Annotated in this window: 11 protein-coding genes; 4 read left to right on the top strand and 7 right to left on the bottom strand. The window is 61.9% G+C overall.

From position 1 onward, the window contains the following. Positions 1–229 precede the first annotated feature (229 nt). Both BMY67_RS15790 and BMY67_RS15785 read left to right on the top strand, forming a co-directional pair. A complete protein-coding gene (locus BMY67_RS15790; protein WP_092773424.1) occupies positions 230–1,165 on the top strand; it encodes an EamA family transporter in 936 nt (311 codons plus the stop codon). Between the two features lie 226 nt (positions 1,166–1,391). Beyond that, entirely contained in the window at positions 1,392–1,781 is a 390-nt protein-coding gene (locus BMY67_RS15785) for a group III truncated hemoglobin (protein ID WP_092773422.1), read from the top strand. A gap of 171 nt (positions 1,782–1,952) precedes the next feature. On the opposite strand, the gene odhB is transcribed toward BMY67_RS15785, so the two are convergent. The 4 genes from odhB to BMY67_RS15765 all read right to left on the bottom strand — a co-directional run bounded on the left by odhB (position 1,953) and on the right by BMY67_RS15765 (position 9,216). Next, on the bottom strand, positions 1,953–3,626 hold the full coding sequence (gene odhB / locus BMY67_RS15780; RefSeq protein ID WP_092773420.1) for a 2-oxoglutarate dehydrogenase complex dihydrolipoyllysine-residue succinyltransferase: 1,674 nt from the start codon (positions 3,624–3,626) through the stop codon (positions 1,953–1,955). Positions 3,627–3,730: 104 nt separating this feature from the next. After that, entirely contained in the window at positions 3,731–6,580 is a 2,850-nt protein-coding gene (locus BMY67_RS15775) for a 2-oxoglutarate dehydrogenase E1 component (protein ID WP_092773418.1), read from the bottom strand. Between the two features lie 265 nt (positions 6,581–6,845). Then, the gene (gene chrA / locus BMY67_RS15770; RefSeq protein WP_177189878.1) at positions 6,846–8,054 is read right to left on the bottom strand and encodes a chromate efflux transporter; all 1,209 of its coding nucleotides are present in this window, start codon (positions 8,052–8,054) and stop codon (positions 6,846–6,848) included. A gap of 184 nt (positions 8,055–8,238) precedes the next feature. Next, a complete protein-coding gene (locus tag BMY67_RS15765) occupies positions 8,239–9,216 on the bottom strand; it encodes an isopenicillin N synthase family dioxygenase (protein WP_092773414.1) in 978 nt (325 codons plus the stop codon). Positions 9,217–9,667: 451 nt separating this feature from the next. Between BMY67_RS15765 and BMY67_RS15760 the strand changes: the two genes are divergently transcribed. Next, entirely contained in the window at positions 9,668–11,659 is a 1,992-nt protein-coding gene (locus BMY67_RS15760; RefSeq protein ID WP_177189869.1) for an OmpA family protein, read from the top strand. A 184-nt stretch (positions 11,660–11,843) separates the two neighbouring features. Here the strand turns inward: BMY67_RS15760 and floA are convergent, their stop codons facing one another. After that, positions 11,844–12,848 carry a flotillin-like protein FloA gene (gene floA, locus BMY67_RS15755; protein ID WP_092773410.1) on the bottom strand — a complete coding sequence of 335 codons (1,005 nt, stop codon included), beginning with the start codon at positions 12,846–12,848 and terminating at the stop codon, positions 11,844–11,846. Between the two features lie 82 nt (positions 12,849–12,930). Then, positions 12,931–13,485, bottom strand: a complete 555-nt coding sequence (locus tag BMY67_RS15750) for an NfeD family protein (protein ID WP_449404429.1) — start codon at positions 13,483–13,485, stop codon at positions 12,931–12,933. A gap of 30 nt (positions 13,486–13,515) precedes the next feature. Here BMY67_RS15750 and BMY67_RS15745 point away from each other — a divergent pair, with 30 nt between their 5' ends. Then, the gene (locus BMY67_RS15745; protein ID WP_092773405.1) at positions 13,516–14,025 is read left to right on the top strand and encodes a GreA/GreB family elongation factor; all 510 of its coding nucleotides are present in this window, start codon (positions 13,516–13,518) and stop codon (positions 14,023–14,025) included. Positions 14,026–14,238: 213 nt separating this feature from the next. Here BMY67_RS15745 and proS read toward each other — a convergent pair whose 3' ends face one another. Next, a complete protein-coding gene (gene proS, locus BMY67_RS15740; RefSeq protein ID WP_092773403.1) occupies positions 14,239–15,714 on the bottom strand; it encodes a proline--tRNA ligase in 1,476 nt (491 codons plus the stop codon). Positions 15,715–15,740 lie beyond the last annotated feature (26 nt).

Below are 15,740 nucleotides of genomic sequence, written 5' to 3'. Positions count from 1 at the left end.
GCGTCTCGTCGTTGAACGGCGGGGCAGAACGGCAGGCGTCAGCAACGACGAGACGCAAATATGTGTCTCTACGCCGTTCAAGCAGGCAGCCGAACAATCGCGCCTACAGACCCCGCCGGAATCCCGACGTTGCGCAACCGGGCCAGCTGCAAATTACGAAGCTGCCGATGCTCCCCGGATAGCCGGCAGCTAAAAGGCCCGTAGTTTTGCGCGTCTTTTCCTTGCTTCTATGCTGGCTTCCGCGCCTACCGCTTCCCGTTCGCTGATTCTATTGGCGCTGCTGGCGTTGTATCTTATCTGGGGTTCCACTTACCTGGCTACCAAAATCGCGCTGGGGGTCTGGCCGCCGTTTCTGCTCTCGGCCATGCGCTACCTGCTGGCGGGTGCGCTGCTCTACGGCGCTTTGCGGCTCAGCGGCTCGCCCGCCCCTTCGCGGCAGGACTGGTGGCGGGCGGCCATCATGGGCGTGTGCCTGCCGGTGTTCGGCAACGGTGGCACCACCTTCGCCCAGCAGTACATCCCGTCGGGCATGACGGCCCTGCTGGTGGCCTCGGTACCGATGTACCTGGCCTTGCTGGGTTGGGCGTCCGGCCTCACGGCCCGGCCCAACGCCAAGGTGCTGCTAGGCCTGGTGCTGGGCGTTGGGGGGTTGCTACTACTGCTTAAAACCGACAGCACGGCCCCGGTCTTGATTCCCGGCCACGCCCTGCTCGGCATCGGCGCAGTGCTGGTGGGCTCGTTCATGTGGGCCGTGGGCTCGCTCTACTCCCGCCAGAAACCCATCGGCGGCTCGCCGTTTATTGGCGTGGGCATGCAGATGCTGTGCGGCGGCTTCTACCTGCTGCTCATCGGGCTGCTACACGGCGAGGGCTCGTCTTTCCACATCGATGCGGTGCCGCTTAAAATCTGGGGGGCCCTGGCATATCTGGTGGTGTTCGGCTCCATCATCGCGCTGTCGGCCTACGTGTGGCTGCTGAAGGTTGTCGAGCCGACGCTGGCGGGCACCTACGCCTTCGTCAATCCGGTGGTGGCGCTGCTGCTGGGCTGGCTGTTTGCCGGCGAAACCCTGAACACCGGCATGCTGGGCGGCGCGGCCCTGATAGTGGCCGCCGTGGCCCTGGTAGTATTGGGCGGCAAGCAGCGCCAGCCCCGCAAGCTGGCCTGAATGGGCGAGGCTGTAAGTGGTGGCCTGCAAACTGTCAGTCAGTTAGTTGAATTAAGTCGCTTAGGACTTTTGCGAGTTCAAAAGCACCGGAGCGCTCTGGTACCCTAGTCGGATGAAACTAAAAAGGGAAAGAGGAAAAGGCCGGTTTATTTAGTGGCGAATATCAGGCAACCTGCGTAAATTCGCTACGTAATCCTGACCCCCACCCACCCTTTCTTCCTGGCCTATGAAAACGTCCGCTACCCGTCCCGACATCTGTACCGAAGGCGACATCAAAACGCTGGTCGACTCGCTCTGCCAAAAGGCCACTCAGGATACGCTGCTGGGCGCCAGCTTCTCGGCGGCCGCCCGCATTCACTGGCCCCACTACCTCACCGCGCAGTACCGCTACTGGAGCTGCTCGCTGCTGGGCGCCGGCACGCCCGAGGGCGAGGCTCTGCCCGAACAGGTAGCCCTGCCGCGCGGCGGCGCCCATATCGAGCACTGGCTGCAACTGTTCTCGTCCACCGTCGAAGAATACTTCGCCGGCTCCAAAGCCGAGCAGGCCAAGCAGCTGGCCGGCCAGATGGTCACCCGCCTCAAGGCCCTGCGCAACCGCGAGCTGCCCGTCGACTAGGATCACGGATCAGCACGGATTTTAACGGATTTCACGGATTTTGTAGACCATTAAAAAAGCCACCTCATACGAGGTGGCTTTTCTTTTTTGGAATACGGTAAACCGAAAGCGGCTAAACGGACCGGCTACAGAATCCGTGAAATCCGCTAAAATTCGTGCTAATCCGTGATCCTAGACGCCCAGCAACAAACGGGTCGGGTCTTCGAGCAGCTCCTTCACGCGCACCAGGAACGACACCGACTCGCGACCATCGATGATGCGGTGGTCGTAGCTCAGGGCCAGGTACATCATGGGGCGGATAACCACCTGCCCGTTCTCGGCGATAGGGCGCTGGATGATGTTGTGCATGCCCAGAATGGCCGACTGCGGGGCGTTGATGATGGGCGTACTCATCATGGAACCGAACACGCCGCCGTTGGTGAGCGTGAACGTGCCGCCGGTCATCTGCTCCAACGTGAGCTTGTTGTCGCGGGCCAGCGTAGCCAGCCGCACCACTTCCTTCTCAATGCCTTCGAAGCTCAGCTCCTCGGCGTTGCGGATTACCGGTACCACCAGCCCTTTGGGGGCCGATACGGCAATGCTGATGTCGCAGAAGTCGTTATACACGATATCGGTGCCGTCGATTTGAGCATTTACGCTCGGCCACTCCTGCAAAGCCACGCACACGGCCTTGGTGAAGAACGACATGAAGCCGAGGCCCACGCCGTTTTTCTCCTTGAACTTGTCCTTGAACTTGGTGCGCAGGTCCATGATGGGCTGCATGTTCACCTCGTTGAAGGTGGTGAGCATAGCCGTCTCGTTTTTCACCGTTACCAGGCGGCGGGCTACCGTCTTGCGCAGGTTGCTCATCCGCTCGCGGCGCACGTTGCGGCTGCCGGCAGGCTCGTTGCTTGCGGCGGGGGCGCTGGTGGCAGCGGGGGCAGCCTTCGGCGCGGCAGCCGCCGGAGCCGCGGCGGGCCTGGCCGAAGCGTTCTGGGCGTCTTCCTTCGTAATGCGGCCGTCGCGGCCGGTGCCGGCTACGTCGGCGGCGCTGATGCCTTTTTCGCCCAGGATTTTACCGGCCGCCGGCGAAGGCGTGCCCGTGGCGTAGGAGTTGCTGCCGGTGCCGGCCGCGGCGTTGCCCGAAGCAGCCGGCGCGGCGGCTTTGGGCGCCTCGGCCTTGGGGGCGCTGGCCGAAGCCGCGCCGTTGCCGCCCTCGATGCGGGCAATGGTAGCGCCGATGTTGATGGTTTCACCTTCCCTGGCGGCGTGGCGCAAGGTACCGGCGGCCTCGGCGGGCAGCTCGAACGTGGCCTTGTCCGACTCCAGCTCGGCAATAATTTCGTCGCGCTCCACGCTGGCCCCGTCCTCTTTCAGCCACTTGGCCACGGTTACCTCCGTAATGGACTCGCCCACGGTCGGGATTTTCATCTCCACCGTCGCGCCGCCGCTGCTTTGGCCGCTGTTGCCGGCTGCCGGGCTGGCCGCGCTACCTTCGGGCGTGCCGCCGTAACCGGCCTGGTCGCTGGCTTTGGGGTTTTCCTCGCCTTTGCTTACCGGGTCGGTCGCATTAGCCGAGGCCGAAGCGCCGGCCGCCGGAGCAGCCTGGGGCGCGGCACCAGCAGCGGCACCGGCGCCGTCGATTTCGGCGATGGTGGTGCCGATGTCGATGGTTTCGCCCTCGGCTACTTTGATGCGGAGCACGCCGGCCGTTTCGGCGGGCAGCTCAAACGTGGCCTTGTCCGACTCCAGCTCGGCAATGATTTCGTCGCGCTCTACCGTGTCGCCATCCGCTTTCAGCCATTTGGCTACGGTTACTTCGGTGATGGATTCGCCAACGGCGGGGATTTTGATTTCCAGACCCATAGGTGGGGAGATTTGAAGGGTTTCGGGAGTGAGAGTTGAAGCGAAGCGGTTGCTTTTGAACCGAAGCCAACAGCTAATAGCCATCAGCTAACAGCTCAAATTAGCTAATCCTGCTTTTTAGCAATGGTGTTGGTGGCCTCGATTACGTCGTCGGCCACGGCCTCGGTGGGCTTGTCGAAGGCGCGGGCTACGATGTCCTTTTGCTCCTTGAGGTGCACCTTGTTGTAGCCGGTGGCCGGCGAAGCCGAGGGCTTGCGCGACACCACGTCCTGCAACTCGCGGCGCATGAAGCGCAGCAAGTAGTTCCAGTAGCCCATGTTCTCGGGCTCTTCCTGCACCCAATACACCTTGGCCTTGGGGTACTTGGCCAGCTCGGCGTTCAGCTGCTCCTGCGGGAAGGGGTGCAGCTGCTCGAGGCGCACCAGGGCCACGTCGCGGCGCTCCGACTGCTGCTGCTCGTCGAGCAAATCAAAGTACACCTTGCCCGAGCACAGCAGTACGCGCTTCACCTTCTTGGCATCGGCGTAATCGTCGCCGATTACCTCGCGGAAACGGCCGCTGGTGAAATCCTCCACCGGCGACACGCACAGCGGGTTGCGCAGCATCGATTTAGGCGACATGACGACCAGCGGCTTACGGAACTCCCAGGTCAGCTGCCGGCGCAGGGCGTGGAAGAAGTTGGCCGGCGTGGTCAGGTTGGCCACGATGATGTTGTTTTCGGCGGCCAGTTGCAGGAAGCGCTCGGGGCGGGCGTTGGAGTGCTCGGGGCCCTGGCCTTCGTAGCCGTGGGGCAGCAGCATCACCAAGCCGTTCATGCGCTGCCACTTGCTTTCCGAGCTCACCACGAACTGGTCAATCATGGTCTGGGCGCCGTTGGCGAAGTCGCCAAACTGGGCCTCCCACACCACCAGGGCCGTGGGGTTGGCCAGCGCGTAACCGAATTCAAAGCCCAGCACCGCGTACTCGCTCAGCAGCGAGTTGTAGATGCGCAGCGTCTGCTGGCCGTCGGCAATGTGGTTGAGCGAGTTGTAGGGGGCCGACGTTTCGGCGTCGTGCAGCACGGCGTGGCGGTGCGAGAACGTGCCGCGCTGCACATCCTGGCCGCTCACGCGCACAATGTGCTTGTCGAGCAGCAGCGAACCGTAGGCCAGCAGCTCGCCGGCGGCCCAGTTCAGCACGCGGGTTTCGAAGAACATCTTGCGGCGCTCCTCCATCAGCTTTTCAATTTGCTTGAGCGGCCGGAAGCCCTCGGGCAGCTTGGTCAGGGCCGCGCCTACCTGGGCCACGGCTTCCTCGCTGATGCCGGTTTCGGGGCTTTGTGCGAAGTCGGCGGGGGTGCTGCGGCGCAGGCTGCGCCACTCGTTTTCGAGGGCCTGGTAGTTGTAGGGCAGGGCCTTTTGCTTCACCAAATCCAGGCGGGCCTGGAGGGTGTCGCGGAACTCCTTGTCGAGCTCATCGGCCAGCTCGGCATCCACATCACCGCGGGCTACCAGGGCGGCGTTGTACACCTCGCGCGGGTTCTGGTGCTTGCTGATGAGGTTATAGAGCGTGGGCTGGGTGAACTTGGGCTCGTCGGACTCGTTGTGGCCGTGGCGGCGGTAGCACACCATATCAATAAAGATATCGGCGTGGAACTCCTGGCGGTACTCGGTGGCCAGTTGCACGGCGAATACCACGGCCTCGGGGTCGTCGCCGTTCACGTGCAGCACCGGCGCGTCGATAATCTTGGCCAGGTCGGTGGAGTAAATCGACGAGCGGCCGTCCTCGAAATCGGTGGTGAAACCCACCTGGTTGTTGATGACGAAGTGAATGGTGCCGCCCGTGCGGTAGCCTTCCAGCTGCGACATCTGCGTTACCTCGTAGCCAATGCCCTGGCCCGAGAGGGCCGCGTCGCCGTGGATGAGGATGGGCATTACCTTGTTGAAATCGTTGCCGTAGCCGTGGTCGAGCTTGGCGCGCACGAAGCCTTCTACCACCGGGTTCACGGCTTCGAGGTGCGAGGGGTTGGGGGCCAGCTTCAGGTTCACCTTGCGGCCTTCCACTTCCACCTGGCTGCTGTAGCCCATGTGGTATTTCACGTCGCCGTCGCCCATGGTCAGGTCGGGCACGGCCGTGCCCTGGAACTCCGAGAAAATCTGCTCGTAGGTCTTTCCCATGATGTTGGCCAGCACGTTCAGCCGGCCGCGGTGGGCCATGCCAATCATTACTTCTTCCACCCCCAGCTCGGCGCCTTTGCGGATGATGGCGTCGAGGGCCGGAATGGTAGTTTCGCCGCCTTCGAGCGAGAAGCGCTTCTGCCCCAAAAACTTGGTATGCAGGAAGTTCTCGAACACCACAGCCTCGTTGAGCTTGCTTAGGATGCGCTTCTTGTATTCCTTGCTGGGCTTGAAGCTCAGCGACTCGCGCTCCACCTTGTCGCGGAACCAGTCGAGCACCTTCGGGTCGCGGATGTAGGTGTACTCGAAGCCGATGGTGCGGGTATATATCTTCTGGAGCGCGTCCAGAATCTGGCGCAGCGTGGCGTTGTCATCGAGGCCCACAATCACGTCGCCGCTGCTGAACACGGTGTCCAGGTCGGCTTCGCTCAGGCCGAAATCGGCCAGTTGCAGGTAGGCATGGCGGTTTTTACGCTCGCGCACCGGGTTGGTGTTGGCCACCAGGTGGCCGCGGCTGCGGTAGGCATAAATCAGGTTGCGCACCTGCGTCTGCTTGTCGCCCGACTCGCGGTCGACGGAGCGGATGCGGGGGGCGTTGTTGGTGCTGGCCGGGGTGGCCAGTACGCCCTCGCCGTCGGCCTGGGGCATGTCGCCGTCGGGGAATTTCTGCGAGAAGTCGAAGCCCTCAAAGAACTTCTGCCAGCCGAAATCAACCGACTCCGGGTCCTTCTGGTAAGATTGGTACAGCTGGTCGATGAACTCGCCGTTGGCGTTGGCGATGTAGGAATACTGGTCCATGCGGTGGGAAATGGTGGAATCAGGAAGTAAAGGTAGAGAGCTTTATCAGAAGCCAAAAACCTACATGTGCATACGCAAATACGCCTGACCGTTAAGGCCATAAAAAAACACCCCGTTTATTCGGGGAGTCGTTCAGCTAAAGCTATTGAATTAAATACGGTCGGCACCTTAATCTGTTGGATTAAAGTGCCCGGTTCAGGACTAGTACGCGCTGGTGAGCTGCCCGCCCACAAAATGCGGGCCAGCCGTGTACTGGCTACCGGGGCTAAAATACCAGTCCGGCAGCCAACGCCACACCCACAATGATATAGGAAGGCACCTTATTCCAGAGCAGGAGCAGAAACGTGGCCCCAATGAGGCCCAGATTCACGGGCGTATCGGGCAGCGGGTGGTAGAGCAGGAAGGTGGCGGCCCACACGAAGCCGGCCGACACGGCGTTGATGCCTTCGAGCGAAGCCTTTACCACGCGGTAGCGCTTGAGCTGGTCCCAGAACCGGATGAGAAAGAAGATGAGCAGCGTGCCGGGCATGAAGATGCCGGCCGCGCCCACCAGCGCCCCCAGCAGCTGCCCGCTCAGGCCGCTACCGCCCTGCCCGCGCATGGCCAGCGCCCCGATGTAGGCGGCAAACGAGAAGTTGGGCCCCGGCAGCGCCTGCACCAGCCCCAGGCCCGACAGAAACTCTTCCGACGTGAGGTAGCCCTTGAACTCGACGAACTCGGTGTAGAGCAGCGGGGCCAGCACCTGCCCGCCCCCGAACACGAGGCTGCCGTTGCGGTAGAAGTTCTCGAACAGGCGCACCGGCAGCAGCTGGGTGTACTGGCCCAGCAAGGCCGCCCCAATCAGCACGCCCAGCCAGAGCACGAAGTTGGCCCACTCGATTTGCATGGGCAGCTTTTCCTGCTGCGGCATTTTGCGGTAGCGGAAGGTGGTCACCAGCCCACCGGCCAGCAGCAGAATGGGCATCAGCCAGGGCACCTGCACCGCGTATACCAGCAGGGCCGCCAGCACCAGCAGCCCCACCGAGGTTTTGGTATGAATGACCTTGCGGGCAATAGTATAGGCCGAGTACGCCACGAAGCCCACCGCCACCGGCTGCACATACTGCACCAGCCGCATCACCAGGTCCTTATCTAAATAGCTCACCGACAGGCCCGCCACCGTCATGATGCACACGGCGGGCAGCATCCAGACCAGCAGCGTGAGGTAGGCCAGGTTGGGGCCGCCGAGCCGGAAGCCGATGGCCGTAATAATCTGGGTGGAAGAAGGGCCGGGCAGAATCTGGCACAGCGCCATAATCTCCAGCAGCTCGGGGGCCGTCAGGTAGCGGCGCTTGTCCACGAGCAGGCGCAGCATCATGGCCAGGTGGGCCTGCGGGCCGCCGAAAGCCGTGAGCCCCAGGGCCGCCACATCCTTCAGAAAGATGAGGTTGCGCCCGCGCTTTAGCCGTGGGTGGGGCCCCGGCGGCAACGCCAGCTTACTATCATCGGGGGGGGTAAGCGCGGTCAAGTGAGAGGGGCGCGGGGCAAGGCTGATGGATGCCCAAGATACGCGTTCTTCTACATGTAGCGCCGACTAAAACCCAGGGCGGGATGGGTGGAATACGGCAGTGTTGCCATAGTCCACCCATCCCGCCCTGGGTTTGTAGTTCGGGCTACGCCTACTTCTTCTTCAGGCCCAGCTCAATCAGGCGCTCGTTGAGGAACTCGCCGGCCGTGATATCGGCCTCGTGCTTGGGGTTGTCGGGCGTCACGCAGCTTTCGAGAGCGGCCAGGCTCATTTCCGAGCGCGGGTGCATGAAGAACGGCACGCTGTAGCGCGAGGAGTTCATCTTTTCACGGGGCGGGTTCACCACGCGGTGGATGGTGCTCTTGAGCACGCCGTTGGTCAGGCGCTGGAGCATGTCGCCCACGTTCACCACAATCTGGTCGGGCAGGGCCGTAATGGCAATCCACTTGCCGTCGCGGCGCAGCACCTGGAGGCCGTCGGCCGAGGCGCCCATGAGCAGCGTAATCAGGTTGATGTCGCCGTGCTCGGCGGCGCGCACGGCGTCGGCGGGCACCTCATCGGGGTTTTCGATGGGGTAGTAATGGATGGGGCGCAGGATGGAGTTGCCGTTGCGCACCTTGTCGTCGAAGTAGTTTTCGGGCAGCTCCAGGTACAGGGCAATGGCGCGCAGCACGTCTTTGCCGGCCGCCTCCAGCGTGCGGTAGGTCAGCAGGGAGGTGTCGGCGAAGCTGTCGACCTCGGTAGGCCAGATGTTGTCGGGGTACTCGGCGCCGATGGGGTCAGAGGCGTCGTCCACTTCCTGGCCCACGTGGTAGAACTCCTTCAGGTCGCCGGTGTTGCGGCCCTTGGCGTGCTCCTTGCCCTTGCTCACGTAGCCGCGCTGGCCGGCCAGCTCGGGCTTCTCGTACTGCTGCTTCACGTCGTCGGGCAGCGAGAAAAAGGCCTTTACGTCGGCGTAGAGCTTGTCGGTCTGCTCGTTGCTGAGGCCGTGGTTTTTGAGGGCCACAAAGCCGATGCTCTGGTAGGCCTGGCCGAGCTGTTGTACAAACCGGGCCTTGCGCTCGGGGTCGCCGGAGCGGAAATCGGCCAGGTCGAGGGACGGAATTTCGTTGAGCAGTTGGGCTTCCATATAGGTAGAGCTGAGTGAAAATGGGGGACGAAATATGGGACGGCAAGTTACTCAAAACCGGCTGCTATTGCAGCGCCGGCGCAGCCCGGAAAACAACGGCCGGGGCCGTCGTTATGTTCCGGTTGCCGGCTGCCGGCAGGCCCGTTGACCGGGCACAGGCGAACGTGCAGCATCGCAAAAGCCCCGTTGATCGACAGCCAACAAAGTAATTGACCTCCATTTTGCATTTTTACGGGTCTAGCGGCAGCGGGCGGCCGCAGGAAGCCGTATCTTTGGCTTCGCTTACGGACCCGGGGGAAACTTCCGGGGTCATTCTGGCGTCTTGTAAAAATCCTGAATTCAACCAGCAACCCGTGGTATCACACCAGGGGTCGGCTCCGATTTGATTTGCGCGCGTATGAACGGTAAGAGAATACTACTCCTGGGAAGCTTGTTGCTGGGCGGTAGTGGCTTGGCACAGGCGCAGCACGCGGTATGGGCTTCGAAAGTAGTGGCGGTTTCGTCGCAGAAAGCAGAGGGCAAAGAGCCCTTTTCGCCCGAGAAAGTACTGGGCGAGCCCAACGCCACGCCCCTGGGCCAGGCCAGCAATGAGGCCTGGATTCCGAAAAAAACGGGCAGCAGCGAGTCGATTGAGGTGCGCTTCAGCAAGTCGGTACTTGCCCGGCAGGTATCGGTGGTGGAAAACTTCAACCCCGGCTCCATCACCAAAATAGAGCTGGTGGACACGCGCGGCGGCAAGCACGAGGTATATAAGAACGACACGCCGGGCCCTATTCCCGAGCAGTTCCGCACGCTGCAGGCCACCTTCCCGGCGGCCACCTACCGCACTATCGGCGTGGTGGTTACCATGAACACCAAGGCCGTCAACGGCGTCAACCAGATTGATGCCATCGGGGTGGCCGACGTGGTGGACACGATGGTGAAAAAGGAGTTCAAAAACGAGGACAGCGGCGTGAGCTTCGACTCGGCCATGGTGAACCTGGGGCCCAACGTCAACTCGAAGTACGTCGACACCCACCCGGTTATTTCGCCCGACGGCCGCACGCTGTTTTTTGCCCGCCAGGAAAGCCCGCAGAACAGCGGCGGCGCCGCCGACGCGCAGGACGTGTGGTACAGCACGCTGGGCAACGCCGAAAAGAAGGCCTGGAACCCGGCCAAAAACATCGGTAGCCCCATCAACACTCCGCGCGACCCCAACGGCGTGGCCTCCGTATCGGCCAACGGCCAGCAGATGCTGGTAATTGGCGTGTACGAGCCCGACGGCACGATTGTACCCAAGGGCCCGAGCATGAGCCGGCGTACAGCCACGGGCTGGAGCAAGCCCGAGAAAGTGGATATCGAAGATTATTACAACGACGACGCCGAGCACGTCGACTTTTTCCTGGCTACCTCGGGCAAGGTGATGCTGATGGCCGTGGACCGCAAAGACGGGCAGGGTGAGCAGGATCTGTACGTGAGCTTTCTGAAGCAGGGCAGTAAGAGCTGGAGCCGGCCGCGCAACCTGGGGCCCAACGTGAACACCAAAAAGGCCGATTTCGCCCCCTTTCTGGCGGCCGATGGCAAGACGCTGTACTTCGCCTCGGAAGGACGTGGCGGCTACGGCAAGAGCGACATTTTCTACTCCAAGCGCCTCGACGACTCCTGGACCAACTGGACCAAGCCACGCAACCTGGGCTCCACCGTTAACTCGCCCGATTTCGATGCCTATTATACGGTGTCGGCGGCCGGCGAAGACGCTTACCTGGTGTCGGCCCGCAACGGCATCGGCAACTCCAAAGACATTTTCCGCATCTCGCTCAAGCCCACCTTCCGGCCCGAAGTTGTGACGCTGGTGCGCGGCCGGGTGCTCGATGCCAGCTCCAAGAAGCCGGTAGCGGCCACCATCCGCTACGAAAACCTGCTCACGGGCGAGGAAATCGGGGTGGCCGAAACCAGCCCCATCGACGGCTCCTATACCATTGTGCTGCCCTCGGGCACCCAGTACGGCTACCGCGCTGAGGCCAAGGACTACCTGGCCGAGTCGGACAACCTCGACGTAACCGACCGCCAGAAGTACTCCGAAGTCACCCAGGATTTGTACCTGGTGCCTTTCGCCGTGGGCCAGACTATCAAGCTCAACAACATCTTCTTCACCCAGAGCAAGTACTACCTGCGCGAGAACTCCTACCCCGAGCTGTTGCGCCTGGTAGCCATCCTGAAGGAGTATCCGCAGATTGAAATCCGCCTCGAAGGCCACACCGACAACCAGGGCGACCCGCAGCTGAACGTGAAGCTGAGCCTCGACCGCGTGAACGAGGTAAAGAAATATCTCGTGCAGAAGGGCATCAGCGGCAACCGCATCAGCACCGAAGGCTTCGGCGGCAGCAAGCCCGTAGCCAGCAACGATCAGGAGGAAACCCGCAAGCTCAACCGCCGCGTCGAGTTCCGGATTACGAAGAAGTAAGGCTTTTGAGCGGCAAGCCATAATGAGCTACAAGCTACAAGCGGCAAGCTGACGTTCTGCTAGTTTAAGAAAAAAAAGAAGGCCCCGCACTCGGTTGAGCACGGGGCCTTCTTTTGATTGAGGTATTCGTTTCTCCAGAACGTCAGCTTGTGGCTTGTAGCTTGCAGCTTGTAGCTCAAAAAGCTTAGCTCAGCCGGGTTTCGTCGCGGCTGGCTTTGCCGGTGTTGCCGGAGCCGCCGGGGTTGGCAATGGAGTCGCGCATGTCGGTGTCCGACTGGATGTTGCGCATCTTGTAGTAGTCCATAATGCCGAGGTTGCCCGAGCGGAAAGCTTCGGCCATGGCCTTCGGGATTTCGGCTTCGGCATCGACTACGCGGGCCTTGGCTTCCTGGGTTTTGGCGCGGTTTTCCTGCTCCACGGCCACGGCCATGGCGCGGCGCTCCTCGGCCTTGGCTTCGGCTACTTTCAGGTCGGCCGTCGCCTGGTCGATTTGCAGCTTGGCGCCGATGTTCTCCCCTATGTCAATGTCGGCAATATCAATGGACAGGATTTCGAAGGCCGTGCCGGCGTCGAGGCCCTTGCTGAGCACGAGCTTGGAGATTTTATCGGGGTTTTCGAGCACCTCCTTGTGCGAGCGGGACGAGCCGATGCTGGTCACGATGCCTTCACCTACGCGGGCCAGAATGGTTTCCTCGCCGGCACCGCCCACGAGCTGGGCAATGTTGGCGCGCACCGTTACGCGGGCCTTGGCGATGAGCTGGATGCCATCCTGGGCCACGGCGGCCACGTTGGGCGTGTTAATCACCTTGGGGTTTACGCTGGTGGTCACGGCCGCAAACACGTCGCGTCCGGCCAGGTCGATGGCCGTGGCCTGCTTGAAGGTCAGTGGGATATTCGCCTTATCGGCCGAAATGAGGGCCTTGATGACGCTGGGCACGTTGCCGCCGGCCAGGTAGTGGGTCTCCAGGTCGTTGGCCGTGAGGGCTAGCCCGGCCTTGGTGGAGGTAATCATCGAATTGACAATCAGGGATGGTGGCACCTTGCGCACCCGCATGAACGCGAGCTGCAGCAGGCTTACCCGCACTCCTGAGAACAGCGCCGTAATCCAGAGGCTGACCGGAAAGAAGTACAGGAACACCAGTAGTACGATGCCGCCCACAATGAGCGGAAAAAAGGGAAATTGATTCATAGGGAACAGGGAGTTGGTGAGTATGCGGTTGTCAGTTGCTGGTTGTCCGTTGTCCGTTGTGCTAAACAGCACTACCCGCATGTTAACAGGGAGCTGCCACTCCGGCGACCTGGCGGACAACGATGCGGTTGTGCTCGATGCCGATGACCAGCACTTCGGAATCGGCATCCACGAACTCGCCGCGGGTGGTTACTTCCCGGCGGTCGTCCTGGAAAAGGGCCGTACCGGCGGGGCGCAGGGCCGAAAGCGTGCGGCCCACGGTGCCGGGGGCTACGTCGGCGTGGCGCACATCGAGCACGTGGCCGTGGTTTTGTTGGGTGAGGGCTACTTTTTCGAGGTTGCGCGGCCGCAGCCCCAGGTATACCAGCGCCCCCACGAACACGGCCGAGGCCGAAAGCAGGATGTGGCCCGTGGTGCTCCCAAAGTCGCGGTAGCTGAACCAGATACCCACGGCCAGCAGCGCAAAGCCCACCAAACCCACCACCGTAGTGCCGGGAATAAAGATGATTTCGACTACCAGAAAGGCAACACCGAAAAACAGCAGCAAGGCAATTGTAAGCCAATCCATAGAGAGAGGGAATAATTTGGTTGGGAAAAGATACGCAGAAACCCCACAGCAATCAGAAAGCCCCCGCAACCCCCACCGCGCCCCCGCGTTAAGCCGGGGATGAGCCGCGCATTTACTAAAGAGGACGATTCCCTTGAAGCCCCCATCATTCCGCCCCGGCCGGCTCTGCCGCCGGGCTCGGCCAACTACGTCACGCCCACCGGCCTCGACCAGCTGCGCCAGGAGCTAACGGAGCTGGAAACGGCCCGCACCGCCGCCGAGGCCAACCACGACAACGACGCCGACCGTACCCGCCGCCTCACGCTGCTCAACGGCCAGCTCGCTGCCCTCTCCGACCGCCTGGCCAGCGCCAAGCTTGTCGACCCCGCCACCCAACCCGCCAACGAAGTCCGGTTCGGCGCCACCGTAACCCTGCGTCCCATCACCGGCAAGGCTCCCGAGCGTCGCTTCACCATCGTGGGCGTTGATGAAGCCAACGTGGCCGAGGGCAAAATTGCCTTCGTGGCCCCCATTGCCCGCGCTGTGCAGGGCGCCAGGCTAGGCCAGCGCGTAACGCTGCAAATGGGCCCTAAAAAGGAGGAAGTGGAGGTTATCGGTATCGAGTACTGACATCAGTACTGAGTAGTTGGTATTGAGTATGGAGACTAAGCACTCGTGCCCTACGGCATGCAGTAGCGACGCAACAGAAACTAAGTATCTTGTTATCAAGCACTAATACTAAAACGAAACAGGCCCGCCAATCGGCGGGCCTGTTTCGTTTTAGTGGCGTTCAATCGACTACAAAATCCGTGAAATCCGCTAAAATCCGTGCTAATCCGTGATCTAGTAGGCCCGCGCAAAATACGCCCGGCGCACCGAGGGCTTGCCGGTTAGCATGCAGACGCCGTCCTCGTCGGGCTCGTTGAGGGCCAGGCAGCGGATGGTGGCTTTGGTTTCCTCCTTGATGCGCTCCTCAGTTTCGGAGGTGCCGTCGTAGTGGGCCAGCACGAAGCCGGCGGTGGTGTCGAGCACCTGCTTGAACTCCTCGTAGCTCTCGACGCGGGTGGTATGGGTTTCGCGGAAGCGCAGGGCCCGCTGGTAGATGTTCTGCTGAATATCGGCCAGCAGCAGATCCACGCTGTTCACGATGTCGGCCAGCGGCACGGTCATTTTCTCCTTGGTGTCGCGGCGGGCTACCTCTACGGTGCCGGCCTCCAGGTCGCGCAGGCCCACGGCAATGCGCACGGGCACGCCTTTCAGCTCCCACTCGGCAAACTTGAAGCCGGGGCGCTCGGTGTCGCGGTCGTCCACTTTCACCGAGATGCCACGCTCAATCAGGCCCATCTGCATGGGGCGGATGCGCTCCATCACCTCATCGAGCTGGCCGGTTTTGTAGATGGGCACAATCACCACCTGAATCGGGGCCAGCTTGGGGGGCAGCACCAGGCCTTCGTCGTCGGAGTGGGCCATGACGAGCGCGCCCATCAGGCGGGTGCTCACGCCCCAGCTCGTGCCCCACACGTATTCCAGGCCGCCTTCCTTGGTCTGGAACTGCACGTCGAAGGCCTTGGCGAAGTTCTGGCCCAGGAAGTGGGAGGTGCCGGCCTGCAGAGCCTTGCCGTCCTGCATCAACCCCTCGATGCAATAGGTATCCACGGCGCCGGCAAACCGCTCGTTCTCGGTTTTCACGCCCTTGATAACGGGCAGCGCCATCCACTCCTCGGCGAACTGGGCGTACACGTCGAGCATCTGGCGGGTTTCGGCCACGGCCTCCCCTTCGGTGGCGTGGGCCGTGTGGCCTTCCTGCCACAGAAACTCGGCGGTGCGCAGAAACAGGCGGGTGCGCATTTCCCAGCGCACCACGTTGGCCCACTGGTTGATGAGCAGCGGCAGGTCGCGGTAGCTCTGAATCCAGCCCTTGTAAGTGCTCCAGATGATGGCCTCGGAAGTGGGCCGAACAATCAGCTCCTCCTCGAGTTTGGCATTGGGGTCGACGCGCAGCTTGCCGGGGCGGTCGGGGTCGGTTTGAAGGCGGTAGTGGGTAACCACGGCGCACTCCTTGGCGAAGCCCTCGGCGTTCTTCTCTTCGGCCTCGAACAGGCTTTTGGGCACGAAAAGCGGGAAGTACGCGTTTTCATGGCCCGTACGCTTGAACATGTCGTCGAGCGTGCGCTGCATCTTCTCCCAGATGGCGTAGCCGTAGGGCTTAATGACCATGCAGCCGCGCACGGCCGAGTTTTCGGCCAGCCCGGCCCGCTTCACCAGTTCGTTGTACCAGAGCGAATAATCCTCGCTGCGCTTGGGCAAACTTTTGCTCATATTGGGAGTATCTTGGGAAAAAGGAT

Source organism: Hymenobacter actinosclerus, from assembly GCF_900111515.1.
GTDB classification, from domain to species: domain Bacteria; phylum Bacteroidota; class Bacteroidia; order Cytophagales; family Hymenobacteraceae; genus Hymenobacter; species Hymenobacter actinosclerus.
This window is presented reverse-complemented; position numbering and strand designations above follow the sequence as displayed.